Below are 14,698 nucleotides of genomic sequence, written 5' to 3' on the forward strand. Positions count from 1 at the left end.
CCGCGCCCTCAGCCTTGTCGCTTCGCCTCGCGATACTCCCCCGGCGTCCGCCCGGTCCAGGTCTTGAAGCTGCGGTGGAAGGAGCGGGACTCGGTGAAGCCCAGGTAGCAGGCGATGTCCTGGATCGGCAGGTCGCTGCGCAGCAGGTAGTGCTCGGCCAGCTCCCGGCGCAGTTCATCGAGTATCTGCTGGTAGCTGGTGCCGGCTTGCTGCAGGTGGCGCTGCAGGGTGCGCACCGTCATGTGGAACTTCTCCGCGACCTTTTCCTTGCGTGGCAGGCCGTCCTTCAGCAGCAGGCGCAGGGCGTTCTTCACCCGTTGCGGCAGCGGTTCGTCGTCGTCCAGCCCCGCCATCAGTGCCAGGGCGTGTTCCTCCAGGGTACGCAGCAGGTTGGCATCCGCCTGGCGCAGGGGGACGGCCAGGTAGTCCAGGGGCACCAGCAGGGCGTTGCAGGGCTGGTCGAAACGTACAGGGCAGCCGAACACCTCTTCGTAGTCGTCCGGTACCGTCCCCTCGGGTTGGCTGTGCTCGAACCAGACTTCCCGCGGCGAGCGCTGCATGTCGGCGATCCAGCGCGCATAGAGCAACCAGGAAGCCAGCACGTTCTCCACCATGTGGCGGCGGATCGCCGGGTCCTGGTGGCGGCAGTTCCAGATCATCCGCACCACATCGTCCGTGGCTTCCATGCGGCTCACCCCCATGTCGCCCACCAGCTTCTCGTAGGGCGCGATGCGGCCCATGGCCTCGCCCAGGGTGGCGCAGTTCATGGTGATGTAGCCCAGCACGCTCCAGGACCCGGGCTGCACGTAGCGCGCCGAATGCAGGCCGAAGAGGGTATCGCCCGACTCACGGATCAGATGGGCCAGCAGGCGCTCGTGGGCTTCGCTGGGCAGGCGCTTGCCGTTGTCCGCCAGGTCCTCTGCACGGATGCCGGCGGCAGCGAGGGTGGTGGCCTGGTCGAGGCCGAGCTGTTCGGCGTGGCGCAGGTATCTGAGCAGGGCGGGAACCGAGGTATAGCCGAGCGAATGCATGGGGGTTCTTGTCATGTCCTGATTGGCGATGGCCACTGTCCCGATCCGACAGTGACGCCTTTGGGCGGGCGGCTAGTATAGGCAGCCATCGAAACCCTCCGAAACAACCCGAACAAGGAGAACGGCATGCGACGCTGGAATGGCTGGGGCGACGAGGCGACTGTGGTGGAGCTGCCCGCCAATGGGGCGGGTTTCCTGGCCGAGCGCATAAGCGCGGGCCAGCCCTTGCCCGATGCCGGCCTGGACCAGGTGCTGGCCCTTGTGCCGGTCTCGCGCCTGCAGGCCCATCCCTTGATCAGCCTGGATGCCGAGACCCGCGTGCGCCATGCCCGTGGCCAGAGCCTGCCGGACTGGCTGGCCATGCGCGAAGGCCGGTTCGGCCAGTTCCCCGACGGCGTGGCCTTCCCGGAAACCCCGGAACAGATCCGCCAGTTGCTGGCGCTGGCCGCCGAGCGCGACCTAGTGGTGATTCCCTATGGCGGCGGCACCTCGGTGGCCGGCCATATCAATCCGCAGGCCGGTGAACGGCCGGTGCTGACCGTCTCGCTGGAGCGCATGAATCGCCTCGTCGAACTGGACGAGGAAAGCCTGGTCGCCACTTTCGGCCCCGGGGCCAACGGCCCGCAGGTGGAAAGCCAGCTGCGCGCCCGTGGCTATACCCTGGGGCACTTCCCGCAGTCCTGGGAGTTGTCGACCCTCGGCGGCTGGGTGGCCAGCCGCTCCAGCGGTCAGCAGTCGCTGCGTTACGGGCGCATCGAGCAGCTCTTCGCCGGCGGCATCCTGGAGACCTTTTCCGGCCCTATGGCGCTGCCCACTTTCCCGGCCTCGGCCGCGGGGCCGGACCTGCGCGAGCTGGTGCTGGGCTCGGAAGGGCGCTTCGGGGTGATCTCGGAAGTGCGGGTGCGGGTCACCCGCCTGGCCGAGCAGGAGGCCTTCTACGCCGTGTTCCTGCCCAACTGGAGCCAGGCGCTCAAGGGCATCCGCAGCCTGGCCCAGGCGCGGGTGCCGCTGTCCATGCTGCGCCTGTCCAACGCCATCGAGACCGAGACCCAGCTGGCCCTGGCCGGCCATCCAGGGCGGATCGCCCTGCTGGAGAAGTACCTGGCCTTGCGCGGCGCCGGCGCCGGCAAGTGCATGCTGACCTTCGGCGTAACCGGCAACCGCGCACAGAACGCCGCGTCGCTGAAGCAGGCCCGGCGGCTGTTGAAAGGCTTCGGCGGGGTCTTCACCGGTACCCTGCTGGGCCGCAAGTGGGCGGAGAACCGCTTCCGCTTTCCTTATCTGCGTCACGCCCTGTGGGACGCCGGTTATGTGGTGGACACCCTGGAAACCGCCACCGACTGGGTCAATGTCGACAACCTCTTGGGCAAGGTCGAGGCCAGCCTGCGCAACGGGCTGAAGGCCGAAGGCGAGCGGGTGCACGTGTTCACCCACCTGTCCCACGTCTATGGCGAGGGGTCGAGCATCTACACCACCTACGTCTACCGCCCCGGTGGCAGCTATGCCGAGGCGCTGGCGCGCTGGCGCAAGCTGAAGGCCGCCGCCAGCGAAACGATCGCGCAGAACCGCGGCACCATCAGTCACCAGCATGGCGTCGGCCGCGACCACGCGCCCTGGCTGCCTGCGGAGAAAGGCCCGCTGGGCATGGCGGCATTGCGCAGCCTGGCGCGGCATTTCGATCCCGAGCAGCGACTCGCTCCCGGCGTGCTGCTCGAGGACTGACCATGGCTGCCTGGAACGCCGAATGGCGCGCCGCCGCCTTGCCGGAACTGGCCAGCCGCGACTGGGACCTGATAGTGGTCGGTGGCGGCATCTGCGGCGCCGGAATCCTGCGGGAAGCGGCCCGGCGGGGCTGGAAATGCCTGCTGCTGGAGCAGCGGGATTTCGCCTGGGGCACCTCCAGCCGTTCTTCGAAGATGGTCCATGGCGGTTTGCGCTATGTCGCCAAGGGGCAGTTCGGCCTGACCCGCGCCTCGGTGCGCGAACGCCAGCGCCTGCTGGCGGAAGCGCCGGGCCTGGTGGAGCCGCTGAGTTTCCTCATGCCCCATCGCGGTGGTTTCCCGGGGCCACGGGTGTTCGGCGGCCTGCTGGCGGTCTATGACGCCCTGGCCGGTCGGCGCAACCACCTCTATTACCCGCTGCAGCAACTGCGCTACCTGGTGCCCGGCCTGGCCGAAGCCGGCCTGCAGGGCGGTACCCGCTTCTTCGATGCGGTGACCGACGACGCCCGGCTGGTGCTGCGGGTGCTGGGAGAGGCGCGGGCAGACGGCAGCGAAGCGCTCAACGGCATGCGCGTGCTGGAGCTCCGGCGCGACCAGGGCAGGGTGACCGGCCTGGAAGCCGAGGATCTGGAAAGCGGTGAGCGCTACGCCTTCCGCGCCCGTGCCGTGGCCTTGGCCACCGGCGCCTGGGCCGATCGACTGTGCCAGGTGCAAGGGGCGGAGCATATCCGGCCCTTGCGCGGCAGCCACCTGCTGCTGCCGGGGTGGCGCCTGCCACTGGCCCATGCCATCAGCTTCATGCACCCGGCCGATGGCCGGCCGGTGTTCGTCTTCCCCTGGGAGGGCGCCACGGTGATCGGCACCACCGACCTCGATCATGGGGAAGGGCTGGACCAGGACGCGCGCATCAGCGCGGCGGAAGTGGACTACCTGCTGGAGGCCTGCGCCCTGCAGTTCCCGACAGCGCGGATCGGCCGCGGCGACCTGCTGTCCACCTGGGCGGGGGTACGGCCGGTGGTGAGCGACGGCGGGGTGCGACTGAAACCCTCGGACGAGAAACGCGAGCACGTCCTCTGGCGCGAACCCGGCTGCGTGACCCTGGCCGGCGGCAAGCTGACCACCTTCCGCCTGTTGGCGCTGGAGGTGTTGCGGGCCTGCGCGGAGTTTGTCGGCCAGGACCTGACGGACGCGGGCGACCCGGTGTTCCGGCCCGTCGCCGTACCGCCCCTGCCGGCCCTGTCGCCGGCCCAGCGCCTGCGCCTGGCCGGCCGCCACGGGGGCGCCTTGCCGGAGCTGTCGCGCTGGCTCGAGTCGCTGGGCAACGAGCGGGTCGGCGCCACCGACACCCTCTGGGCCGAACTGGCCTGGGCGGCGGAAGGCGAACTAGTGCTGCACCTGGATGATCTGCTGCTGCGCCGAACCCGCCTCGGCCTGCTGTTGCCCGAGGGCGCACGTGGCGTGCTGCCGCGTATCCGCGCCCTGTGCCAGCCGCTGCTGGGCTGGGACGACGCGCGCTGGATGCGGGAAGAGGCCGACTACCTGGCGCTCTGGCGGCGCTGCTACAGCTTGCCCGAATGACAAGAACAAGGATGCATCGTGAACGAGAAGAGCTATCTGCTGGCCATCGACAACGGCACCCAGAGCGTGCGGGCGCTGCTGTTCGACCTGGAGGGCAACCTGGTGGGCAAGGGCAAGGTGCCGCTGGAGGCTTACTACTCCCGCCAGCCCGGCTGGGCCGAACAGGACCCGGAGTACTACTGGGCCAGCCTGGGCGAAGCCTGCCGGTTGCTCTGGGAGTCGGTGGACATCGACCGCCGCCTGATTCGCGGGGTATCCCTGACCACCCAGCGCGGCACGGTGATCAATGTGGACGAGCAGGGCCGGGCGCTGCGTCCGGCGATCCTCTGGCTGGACCAGCGCCAGGCCAGCGTGCAGGGGCGCATCAAGGGGGCCTGGGGCTGGCTGTTCAAGGCGCTCGGCCTCGGGCCCACGGTGGATTACTTCCGCGCCCAGGCCGAGGTCAACTGGGTGGCGCAGCATGAGCCCGAGCTCTGGGCGCGCACCCACAAGGTGCTGTTGCTGTCGGGCTTTCTCAGCCACAGGTTGTGCGGCCGATTCGTCGATTCGGTGGCGTGCCAGGTCGCCTACCTGCCGTTCGACTACAAGCGCCTGCAGTGGGCGCCGCCGCGGGACTGGAAATGGCAGTCCATGCCGGTGCGCCGCGAGCAGCTGCCGGAACTGTTCAAGCCCGGCGAGCGCCTGGGCAGCATCACTGCGCAAGCCAGTCGCCATACCGGTATTCCGGAAGGTCTGCCGCTGATCGCCGCGGGCGCCGACAAGGCCTGCGAGGTGCTCGGCGCCGGTGGCGTGGAGCCCAGCGTGGCCTGCCTGTCCTACGGCACCACCGCGACCATCAACACCACCCGGCGCAAGTACCTGGAGACCATTCCGCTGATCCCGCCCTATCCGGCGGCCATACCGGATCACTTCAACACCGAAGTGATGATCTACCGGGGCTTCTGGATGGTCAGCTGGTTCAAGCAGGAGTTCGGCCTGCGCGAGATGCAGCGGGCGAAGGAGCTGGGGGTGGAGCCCGAGGTACTGTTCGACGAACTGGTCGCCGGCGTGCCGCCCGGTTCCATGGGGCTGATGCTGCAACCCTACTGGTCACCTGGCATTCGTGAGCCGGGGCTGGAGGCCAAGGGGGCGATCATCGGTTTCGGCGATGTGCACACCCGCGCACATATCTACCGCGCCATTCTCGAAGGCCTGGCCTACGCCTTGCGTCAGGGCAAGGAGCGGATCGAGAAGCGCTCCGGCACGCCCATCACCCGGCTGCGGGTATCGGGTGGCGGCTCCCAGAGCGATGCGGCCATGCAGCTCACCGCCGACATCTTCGGCCTGCCGGCGGAGCGGCCCCATGTCTACGAGACTTCGGGTCTTGGTGCGGCTATCGACTGCGCAGTGGGCCTGGGGCTGCATCCGGACTTCCCTACGGCGATCCGCGCCATGACGCGGGTGGGGCAGGTCTTCCAGCCGAACCCCCAGGCGCAGCGGACCTACGAGCGGCTCTACCGGGAGGTCTACCAGGGGATGTACAAGCAGTTGCGGCCGCTGTACCGGAAGATCCGCGAGATCACCGGCTATCCGGCGTAATGCATGCTGAGGCCCCCGTAGCGCGTAGGGTGGAAATCCCTTTGGGGATTTCCACCCTCGGTGTCTTGCTCGGCCTCGATGGTGGATAGAAAAGCGCTATCCACCCTGCACGGCACCACCTTGAGGGAGGCAGGTCAGGCCACATCCACCAGCACGATCTCGCTGTCTTCGCTGGCGGTGAAGCTGAGCACTTCCACATCCCTTACCGCGACTCCGTCGCGCGCCTCGGCGGCGACGCCATTGACCTCGTAGCGGCCCTTGGCGGCCACCAGGTAGGCCTTGCGGCCTTTTTCCAGGCGGTACTCGGCGCTCTGGCCGGCCTTGAGGGTGGCCGCGGCAAGCCGGGCGTTGGCGCGGATGTGCAGGGCGTCGCCACCCTCATCGATACCGCTGGCCAGGGTCACGAAGCCACCGGCGCGTTCGCCTTTCGGGAACGGGCGGGTACCCCAGGAGGGCGCCGCGCCGTACTCGGTGGGCATGATCCAGATCTGGAAGATCCTGGTGGTTTCGTCTTCCAGGTTGTATTCGCTGTGGGCGATGCCGGTGCCCGCGCTCATCACCTGTACGTCGCCGGCTTCAGTTCGCCCCTTGTTACCCAGATTGTCCTGGTGGGTGATGGCACCTTCGCGGACGTAGGTGATGATTTCCATGTCCTGGTGCGGGTGCGGCGGGAAACCGGAGTGGGGCGCGATCTCGTCATCGTTCCATACGCGCAGCTGGCCCCAGTTCATCCGCTGGCTGTCGTAGTAGCCGGCGAAGGAAAAGTGGTGACGGGCATTGAGCCAGCCGTGGTGAGCACCACCCAGTTCGGCGAAGGGGCGTACTTCGATCATGTTCGAGTCTCCTGTCTGCTCGCGGAGGGGGTTCTCCGGGAGGAATGGGCAGCATGATCAATCATCATATAAGCAGGTAAAAGCGCAATTTGTTCGAATTATATATCTTGAAATTAGATATATTTGTTGGCCGGGCGATAGTGCATGACGCCATTTCCCTGAGCGCGCGGTCCTATACTCCGGCGATTGCGGATCGATGGAGGTGATCATGGGCGAGCGAAAGGCCTGCTTGATCCTGCACGGCAAGCAGGCCACCAACGACGAGGTGCGCGCAGCGGTGCAGGCGCGCCGCGACGCGGGCTGGGACCTGGCGGTACGGGTCACCTGGGAGAGTGGCGACGCCCGCCGCCTGGTGGACGAGGCCCTGGCGGCGGGCTACCGGACCCTGATCGCCGGGGGCGGCGACGGCACCCTGCGCGAGGTGGCCGAGGCGGTGGCCCTGGCCGGGAGCGACGCGAGCCTGGTGCTGCTGCCCCTGGGCACTGCCAACGACTTCGCCCGCGCGGCGGGCATTCCCCTGGACCCGGAGCAGGCGCTGGGGTTGCTGGATGTGCCGCCGCGCGCCATCGACCTGGGGGACGCCGGTGGCCATCTGTTCCTCAACATGGCCACCGGCGGCTTCGGCTCGAAGATCACCGCCAATACCTCCGAAGACCTGAAGAAGGTCCTCGGCGGGGCTGCCTACTTCCTCACCGGCCTGACCCATTTCGCCGAAGTGCATTCGGCCTTTGGCCGCTTCCATGGCCCGGATTTCGACTGGGAAGGCGAATTCCTCGCCCTTGGCATCGGCAACGGGCGCCAGGCTGGCGGAGGCCACCCCCTGTGCCCGCAGGCGGCGGTCGATGACGGCTTGCTCGACCTGTGCATCGTCCCCGCGCCCCAGGACGTGGTGGGCACTCTGACCACGCTGCTGTCGGGCGGCATCCTCGGGCTGGAGGCGGTGTCCGTTTGCGCGCGGCTGCCCTGGGTGGAGGTGGAGGCGCCGGAGGGGCTGGACCTGAACCTCGACGGCGAGCCCCTGGAGAGCGCGCGGCTGCGCATCGCCGCGCGAGAGCGGGCGCTGCGGGTGCATTTGCCGGAGGATTCGCCGTTGTTGCTGTCCGCCTGAGCGACGGGTGGCTGGCGTCATGGGATTGGCTGCGGCATGATGGCGACCTGCCATGTCTCCAGTTTTCCAGCCGTCTGCCGACACGCTGCCATGGCAATCCAGCCCCATTGCAATCGCAGCAGAGGACCTTCCGTGGCCGGCATTCTCGACAGCGTCGACCAGCGCACCCGACTGGTGGGTGAAAACCGCCTGGAAATCCTGATGTTCCGCCTGAGCGGCCGTCAGCTCTTCGCCATCAATGTGTTCAAGGTGCAGGAAGTGCTGCAGCTGCCGAAGATGAGCCTGATTCCGCAGCGCCATCCGATGGTGTGCGGCGTGGTCAACCTGCGTGGCCGGACCCTCCCGGTGATCGACCTGTCGCGGGCCATCGGCATGCGCCCGCTGGTGCCGGACGAGCGCAGCACCATCATCGTCACCGAGTACAACCGCTCGGTGCAGGCTTTCCTGGTGGGCGGCGTGGACCGCATTCTCAACCTCAACTGGGAGTCCATCATGCCGCCGCCCGGCGGTGCCGGCCGCCAGCACTACCTGACGGCCATCACCAGGGTGGATGAGCAGATAGTCGAGGTGATCGACGTCGAGAAGGTGCTGGCGGAGATCGTGCCCATGAATACCCGGGTGTCCGCCGAGCGGCTGGACAACCCGCTGCTGCAGCTGGCTGTGGGGCGCGAGGTGCTGCTGGTGGACGACTCCAGCGTCGCGCTGACCCAGTTGCGGGAAACCCTTGCGCAACTCGGCATGCGCATGCACATGGCCAGTGACGGGCTGAAAGCGCTGCAGATGCTCAAGGCCTGGGCGGACAGTGGCGAGGACATGACCGCGAAATTGCTGATGGTCTTCACCGATGCGGAAATGCCAGAGATGGACGGCTACCGCCTGACTACCGAGATTCGCAACGATCCGCGCCTGCGCGACCTCTATGTGGTACTGCATACCTCGTTGTCCGGCAGTTTCAACGAGGCCATGGTGAAGAAGGTCGGCTGCGACAACTTCCTCTCCAAGTTCCAGCCCGACAAATTGGTGGACGTGGTGCTGGATCGCCTGCAGCGAGACCGGCGAGCTTGAGCTGAGGGACCGCGGCTGCGTATAAGGGGGGCTTCGCTCGAACGCCGATCAGGAAGCTGGCCATGCTGCGTCTCTCGTCCCTCTACCGTTTCCCCATGAAATCCGCCATTGGCGAAAGTCTGCAGCAGGCACGGGTGGATGCCCTGGGCCTGGCGGGCGACCGCCGCTGGATGCTGGTCGATGCCGAGAACGGCCGTTTCCTGACCCAGCGCGCCTTTTCCCACATGTCCCAGCTGTCGGCACGCTGGAGCGCGTCCGGTGGCTTGACCCTGAGCGCCGAGGGGTTGCCGACCCTCGAGGTACCGCTGCCCGATGCGGATGCCAACCTGCGTGGTGCTTTCGTCTGGGGTTCCCCCATGGTCGTGCCGGATGCCGGCGACGTGGCGGCGGAATGGCTCAGCCGCTTCCTGGGCAAGGCTTGCCGCCTGGTGCATGTGCCGGACCACCGCGCGCGGGATATTCCCGGCAGCCTGCTGCCCGAGGAGAAGGTCGGCTTCGCCGATGGCTTCCCCTTGCTGCTGATCGGCCAGGCCTCCCTCGATGACCTGAGCGGACGGGTAGGGCGGCCCCTGGAAATGCTGCGCTTCCGTCCGAACCTGGTGGTGGAAGGCAGCGATCCCTATGCCGAGGACGGTTGGAAGCGCATTCGCATCGGCGGCATCGAATTCAGCGTGGCCAAGGGCTGCAGCCGCTGCATCCTCACCACCATCGACCCGGCTACCGGTGAGCGCAGCGCCGACCGCGAACCGCTTGCCACCCTCAAGACCTACCGCGAGCGGGAAGGCGAGGTGTACTTCGGGCAGAACCTGATCAACCGCGGCACCGGTGTGCTGGAGGTGGGGATGGAGGTCGAAGTCCTGGCGTAGCGCACCGACGCCGGCCCGCGCTGGTGGACCGGTGAAGCGTGGTCCACCCTACGAAGGGCCTGGGTAGGGTGGAAATCCGCGTGGCGGATTTCCACCGGCTCCGCGTATTCAAGGCCGGCACGCCCAACGAACGAGGGCGCCATCCGGCGCCCTTGTGCATTCTTCACTGATCGTCGAAATACCGCTCGTGCCAGTCCACCAGGGGCTGGGGCGCATTGAGCTTGTGCCCGTAGATCACCGAGTAGGACAGTACGTTCTGCACGTACTGGCGGGTTTCGTCGAAGGGAATGGTTTCCACCCAGACGTCGTAGGACAGGTGATTGGCTCCCCGCAGCCATTGACGCACGCGGCCGGGGCCGGCGTTGTAGGCGGCCGAGGCCAGTACACGGTTGCCGTTGAACTGGCCATGGACCTGGCTCAGGTAGGCGGCCCCCAGCTGGATGTTGATGTTGGGGTTGAACGCTTGCTGCGGCGAGCCGAGCGGAATGCCGAACTTGCGCGCGGTTTCCTTGGCGGTGGCCGGCATCAGTTGCATCAGGCCCATGGCGCCGACACCTGAGCGGGCGTCGGCCATGAACGCGCTTTCCTGGCGGGTGATGGCGAACACCCAGCTGGAGTGCAGGCCGCGCACCTTGGCCTGCTGGGTGAGTGCGGAGCGGTGGGCCATGGGGAAGCGGATGTCCAGGTCGTCCCAGTATTGGGCCTGGCTGATGGTGCGGATGGCCGGGAAGTACCACTGCATGTCGTAGGCGATCTTCGCCTGGGCCACCAGCTCGTCGCGGTTGAACAGCCGGCTGACGTGATACCACTCGCGGCGGCCGTTGACGATCTCTCCACGGTCATGGAATTCCAGGGCGCGTCGGATACCGGCGGTATTGCGCACTTTCTGCACCACCTTGGGATCGAGGGCGAGCGGCTTGTTGTTCAACTGATAGGGCGCCTGCAGGCGGTCGGCAGCCATGAAACCGTAGAAGTCGCGCTCGCGGGCAACCGGCTGGTAGAGCGGAATGGGCTGTTGGCTCTGGGGCTGTGCCAGTTGCAGGCTGCGGGCCTGCCAGTAGCGCCAGCGGTTGGTCCTGGCCAGCTCCTCGGGCATCTGCTGGGTCAACTGGTAGGCGTCATCCCAGCGGCCCAGGCGCAGCAGCAGGCGGGCGCGCCATTCGCTGACGGTGTTGTCGCGCAGCTCGGGGTCGTACTTGGCCATGAGGGGGAGGGCGCGGGAGTCGAAGCGCTTGGCCAGGGTCAGGCCGATTTCACGGGCGATGGCCACCTTCTCTTCCTTGGAGAAGGACATGCGCGCGGCGTAGACATCCAGCAGGCCGAGGGCCTTTTCCGGGTCCTGGCGGGCCAGGCGGCGCAGGCCAAGGCCGACGGCGTCGGCCATATGGCGGTCGGCGGGCGTGAAGCGGGCGGTCTGGCTGAGCAGCTGCGGTTTCTGCGCCACCTCCACCATCAGCTTGCCCTGGGTGCCCAGGCGCGGCATGGTCTTCACCAGATGGTTGGCCAAGCCATAGTTGCGGGCTTCAGCCGCCAGCTTCGCACGCTTCCAGCGCAGCTCTTCGGTCAACTGGCCCTGGGCGCTCCACATGCCGAACAGCACGTCGCAGGCCTCGGGTTGGGACTTGCCCACCAGCCAGAGCTTCTTGGCGGTGGCGTAGCCTTCCTTCTTCATGCCGTGCTTGATCTGGTACTGGCCGAACAGGCAGTCCAGTTCGGTGAAATTCAGCTTGGGGTCGTAGTGGTTGACGAAGGTCTGCCATTCGCCGCGTTCGGCCAGCCAGCGCAGCCAGCGCAGCTTCATCCAGCCGGCCTGGGGCAGGTCGCCGTGTTCGGCGAGGAATTTCTCGATTTCCTCGTTGCTCGCCCATTTCAGACGGGCGGTCAGCTCGTCGTAGGCCAGGTAAGGCTCCAGCGGATAGTCGCGCAGGGCGCTGGCGTAGCGTTGGTAGGGGCCGGAATCGCCCTTGGCCAGGGCGCGCTTGGCCTCGTCGTACATCAGGCGTTGCTGGGCGAGGGAAGCCGAGGCGGCCTGGGCGGCTTCCAGGCCGATGGTGGAAAGGAGCAGACAGGACAACAGGCTGAGCAGACGACCGCGCATGACACTTCCGGGCAGATATATCGTTATGGATGTCCCAATTCGGGCATCGAATAGCGCCTAGCTTAGCCGTTAGGCCGGGGCGGTTAAAGCATTGCGCCAGCTTGCGAAATCGCCGGCAAAAAATGCCCGAGAGCCGGTTCGGCAAGTCAGGTAGAATGCGCGCCCTGATTCCGGAGGCCCCCCATGACGCTGCTCAAGTTCACCGACGTATCCCTCGCCTACGGCGCCATGCCGCTGCTGGATAAGGTGTCCTGGCAGATCGCCCGTGGTGAGCGGGTGTGCATCATCGGCCGCAACGGCACTGGCAAGTCCAGCCTGCTGCGGCTGGTCAAGGGCGACCAGTTCGCCGACGACGGCGAGATCTGGCGCGCCCCGGCGCTGAAGATCGGCGAATTGCCCCAGGAGCTGCCGCGCGCCGACGAGCGCACCGTGTTCGATGTGGTGGCCGAGGGCCTGGCGGATGTCGGCGCGCTGCTCGCCGAGTACCACCACCTCAGCCAGCACATCCAGTCCGACGCCGACCTGGCCAAGCTGACCCGCGTCCAGCAGGAGCTGGAAGCCCGCGACGGCTGGCGCCTGCAGCAACTGGTGGACAGCACCCTGAGTCGCCTGCAACTGCCGGCGGACAAGACCCTGGCCGAGCTTTCCGGTGGCTGGCGCCGCCGCGTGCTGCTGGCCCAGGCCCTGGTGGCCGAGCCCGACCTGCTGCTGCTCGACGAGCCCACCAACCACCTGGACATCGGTGCCATCGCCTGGCTGGAAGAGGCGCTGCTGGGCTTCAACGGCGCGGTGCTGTTCATCACCCACGACCGTTCTTTCCTGCAGAACCTGGCCACCCGCATTCTCGAACTTGATCGCGGCCACCTGATCGACTGGAACGGCGACTACGCCAGCTTCCTGGTGCACAAGGAACAGCAGCTGGCGGCCGAGGAAGCGGCCAACGCGCTGTTCGACAAGCGTCTGGCCCAGGAAGAGGTGTGGATCCGTCAGGGCATCAAGGCCCGTCGCACCCGCAACGAGGGCCGCGTGCGTGCGCTCAAGGCCATGCGCGCCGAACGTGCCGAGCGCCGCGAACGCCAGGGCAAGGCGACCTTCCAGCTGGAGGCGGCGGAGAAGTCCGGCAAGCAGGTGATGGTGGCGGAGAACGTCAGCTTCGCCCATCCCGGCGGCGAGCCGTTGATCCGCGACTTCAGCCTGGTGCTGCAGCGCTCCGACCGCATCGGCCTGCTCGGCGCCAACGGCACCGGCAAGACCACCCTGCTCAAGCTGCTGCTGGGCGACCTGCAGCCCACCAGTGGCACCATCGAGGTCGGCACCCGCCTGGAAGTGGCATATTTCGACCAGTTGCGTCACCAGCTCGAGCCGGAAAAGACCGTGATCGACAACCTCGCCGAGGGTCGCGAGTTCATCACCATCGATGGCCAGAACCGCCATGTGCTGAGCTATCTCGGCGATTTCCTGTTCAGCCCGCAGCGCGCCCGCACGCCGGTGAAGGCGCTGTCCGGCGGTGAGCGGGCACGCCTCTTGCTGGCCAAGCTGTTCAGCAAGCCGGCCAACCTGCTGGTGCTCGACGAACCGACCAACGACCTGGACGTGGAAACCCTGGAACTGCTCGAGGAAGTGCTGCTGAACTTCCCCGGCACCGTGCTGATGGTCAGCCACGATCGGGCCTTCCTCGATAACGTCGTCACCAGCACCCTGGTCTTCGAAGGCCAGGGTCGGGTGCGCGAGTACGTCGGTGGCTACCAGGATTGGCTGCGTCAGGGTGGCTCGCCACGCCTGCTGGGTGTAGGCGAGATCCGCGAAGCCAAGGCCGAGGCGGCCAAGGTCGCGGAGCCGGCACCGGTGGCCAAGGCGGCCCCGGCGGAGGTGTCGAAGAAAAAGCTGAGCTACAAGCTGCAGCGTGAGCTCGAAGCCATTCCGGGGCAGATCGAGGCCCTGGAGGCGGAACAGGCGAAGGTGCAGGAGGAAATTTCCGATCCGGCCTTCTACCAGCGTCCGCCGGAGCAGACTCGCGTGGTGCTGGAGCGCCTGGACGGCCTGCAGAAGGAACTGGACCGCCTGATCGAACGCTGGGCGGAACTGGAAGACAGCTGAGGGAGGCAGCCGGAGAGCCCCATGGCCATCGAATACCGCATCAGCCTGGATGACCTGCACGAATTCAGCTATCGCATCGAGCCGGACCGCGCGTACGACCCGCAGCGCGCCACCGCCGCGCCGAAGTGGACCCGCCTGGAACACCAGCAGTGCAGCAACTGCCCGCTCAGTCGAGAGGCCTACAGTCACTGCCCGGCGGCGGTGGACCTGCATCGGGTAGTGGAAGACTTCCAGGGCTTGCCGGCGTTCAAGAAGGTGCAGGTCTGGGTGCGCACGCCCGAGCGCGAGTACGCCAAGCTGGTGGGGCTGGAGGAGGGGCTGCGAGCCCTGCTGGGGGTGATCATGGCCACCAGCGCCTGCCCGGTGCTGGGCAAGCTCAAGCCCATGGCCCAGCAGCACTTGCCGTTCGCCAGCAACCAGGAGTTCATCCTGCGGGCGGTATCGCTCTACCTGGCGCGGCAGTATTTCAATTTCCGCGAGGGGCGCCACGCGGACTGGGAGCTGAAGGGGCTGGTGCGCCTCTTCCAGCAGTTGCAGTTGGTGAACCAGGCCTTCTGGCAGCGTATCCACGATACCTGCGAGGGCGATTCCAACCTCAAGGCCTTCCTGACCTTCTTCTCCATGGCCTCCAGCATGACCTACTCGCTGGAAACCCAGTTGCAGAAGATCCGGCCGTTGGTGATGAGCGCGGGCGAAGGCTTCGATTGAAGCCCGCGCCCGCCG

General features: G+C 67.1%; 11 protein-coding genes. 8 read left to right on the forward strand and 3 right to left on the reverse strand.

The features are described 5' to 3' along the window. Positions 1 to 8: 8 nt before the first annotated feature. Entirely contained in the window at positions 9 to 1,031 is a 1,023-nt protein-coding gene (locus ACFPU0_RS24480) for an AraC family transcriptional regulator (protein WP_377695879.1), read from the reverse strand. 126 nt (positions 1,032 to 1,157) lie between these two features. Between ACFPU0_RS24480 and ACFPU0_RS24485 the strand changes: the two genes are divergently transcribed. From ACFPU0_RS24485 to ACFPU0_RS24495, 3 genes are read left to right on the forward strand one after another with little or no spacing between them, the layout of a single operon-like run. Further along, entirely contained in the window at positions 1,158 to 2,753 is a 1,596-nt protein-coding gene (locus ACFPU0_RS24485) for an FAD-binding oxidoreductase (protein ID WP_377695880.1), read from the forward strand. A 2-nt stretch (positions 2,754 to 2,755) separates the two neighbouring features. Then, positions 2,756 to 4,330 carry a glycerol-3-phosphate dehydrogenase/oxidase gene (locus tag ACFPU0_RS24490; RefSeq protein WP_377695881.1) on the forward strand — a complete coding sequence of 525 codons (1,575 nt, stop codon included), beginning with the start codon at positions 2,756 to 2,758 and terminating at the stop codon, positions 4,328 to 4,330. An 18-nt stretch (positions 4,331 to 4,348) separates the two neighbouring features. Continuing rightward, positions 4,349 to 5,908, forward strand: a complete 1,560-nt coding sequence (locus ACFPU0_RS24495) for an FGGY-family carbohydrate kinase (protein WP_377695882.1) — start codon at positions 4,349 to 4,351, stop codon at positions 5,906 to 5,908. Between the two features lie 134 nt (positions 5,909 to 6,042). Here ACFPU0_RS24495 and ACFPU0_RS24500 read toward each other — a convergent pair whose 3' ends face one another. Then, on the reverse strand, positions 6,043 to 6,741 hold the full coding sequence (locus ACFPU0_RS24500; RefSeq protein ID WP_377695883.1) for a pirin family protein: 699 nt from the start codon (positions 6,739 to 6,741) through the stop codon (positions 6,043 to 6,045). Positions 6,742 to 6,949: 208 nt separating this feature from the next. Between ACFPU0_RS24500 and yegS the strand changes: the two genes are divergently transcribed. The 3 genes from yegS to ACFPU0_RS24515 all read left to right on the forward strand — a co-directional run bounded on the left by yegS (position 6,950) and on the right by ACFPU0_RS24515 (position 9,780). Beyond that, positions 6,950 to 7,849, forward strand: a complete 900-nt coding sequence (gene yegS, locus ACFPU0_RS24505; RefSeq protein ID WP_377695884.1) for a lipid kinase YegS — start codon at positions 6,950 to 6,952, stop codon at positions 7,847 to 7,849. Between the two features lie 132 nt (positions 7,850 to 7,981). Continuing rightward, positions 7,982 to 8,914, forward strand: coding sequence for a chemotaxis protein CheV (locus ACFPU0_RS24510; RefSeq protein WP_377695885.1), 933 nt, complete (start codon positions 7,982 to 7,984; stop codon positions 8,912 to 8,914). Between the two features lie 62 nt (positions 8,915 to 8,976). After that, positions 8,977 to 9,780 (forward strand): MOSC domain-containing protein, encoded by an 804-nt coding sequence (locus tag ACFPU0_RS24515; protein WP_377695886.1) that lies wholly within the window; start codon positions 8,977 to 8,979, stop codon positions 9,778 to 9,780. Between the two features lie 163 nt (positions 9,781 to 9,943). Here ACFPU0_RS24515 and ACFPU0_RS24520 read toward each other — a convergent pair whose 3' ends face one another. Continuing rightward, complete coding sequence (locus ACFPU0_RS24520; RefSeq protein ID WP_377695887.1) at positions 9,944 to 11,878, reverse strand: transglycosylase SLT domain-containing protein; 1,935 nt, start codon at positions 11,876 to 11,878, stop codon at positions 9,944 to 9,946. Positions 11,879 to 12,061: 183 nt separating this feature from the next. Between ACFPU0_RS24520 and ACFPU0_RS24525 the strand changes: the two genes are divergently transcribed. Then, positions 12,062 to 13,975 (forward strand): ATP-binding cassette domain-containing protein, encoded by a 1,914-nt coding sequence (locus tag ACFPU0_RS24525; protein WP_377695888.1) that lies wholly within the window; start codon positions 12,062 to 12,064, stop codon positions 13,973 to 13,975. 21 nt (positions 13,976 to 13,996) lie between these two features. Then, positions 13,997 to 14,683, forward strand: a complete 687-nt coding sequence (locus ACFPU0_RS24530) for a DUF6901 family protein (RefSeq protein WP_377695889.1) — start codon at positions 13,997 to 13,999, stop codon at positions 14,681 to 14,683. Positions 14,684 to 14,698: the final 15 nt, after the last annotated feature.

Origin of the sequence: Pseudomonas sp. GCM10022186 (assembly GCF_042656385.1) — a bacterium.
Classification (GTDB): Bacteria; Pseudomonadota; Gammaproteobacteria; order Pseudomonadales; family Pseudomonadaceae; genus Metapseudomonas.

Excerpts from the sequence above, each read along its gene's own strand:
- ACFPU0_RS24515 (WP_377695886.1), top strand. The coding sequence starts at position 8,977 with ATGCTGCGTCTCTCGTCCCTCTACCGTTTCCCCATGAAATCCGCCATT.
- ACFPU0_RS24500 (WP_377695883.1), bottom strand. The coding sequence starts at position 6,741 with ATGATCGAAGTACGCCCCTTCGCCGAACTGGGTGGTGCTCACCACGGC.
- ACFPU0_RS24480 (WP_377695879.1), bottom strand. The coding sequence starts at position 1,031 with ATGCATTCGCTCGGCTATACCTCGGTTCCCGCCCTGCTCAGATACCTG.
- ACFPU0_RS24490 (WP_377695881.1), top strand. The coding sequence starts at position 2,756 with ATGGCTGCCTGGAACGCCGAATGGCGCGCCGCCGCCTTGCCGGAACTG.
- yegS (WP_377695884.1), top strand. The coding sequence starts at position 6,950 with ATGGGCGAGCGAAAGGCCTGCTTGATCCTGCACGGCAAGCAGGCCACC.
- ACFPU0_RS24530 (WP_377695889.1), top strand. The coding sequence starts at position 13,997 with ATGGCCATCGAATACCGCATCAGCCTGGATGACCTGCACGAATTCAGC.
- ACFPU0_RS24525 (WP_377695888.1), top strand. The coding sequence starts at position 12,062 with ATGACGCTGCTCAAGTTCACCGACGTATCCCTCGCCTACGGCGCCATG.
- ACFPU0_RS24485 (WP_377695880.1), top strand. The coding sequence starts at position 1,158 with ATGCGACGCTGGAATGGCTGGGGCGACGAGGCGACTGTGGTGGAGCTG.
- ACFPU0_RS24520 (WP_377695887.1), bottom strand. The coding sequence starts at position 11,878 with ATGCGCGGTCGTCTGCTCAGCCTGTTGTCCTGTCTGCTCCTTTCCACC.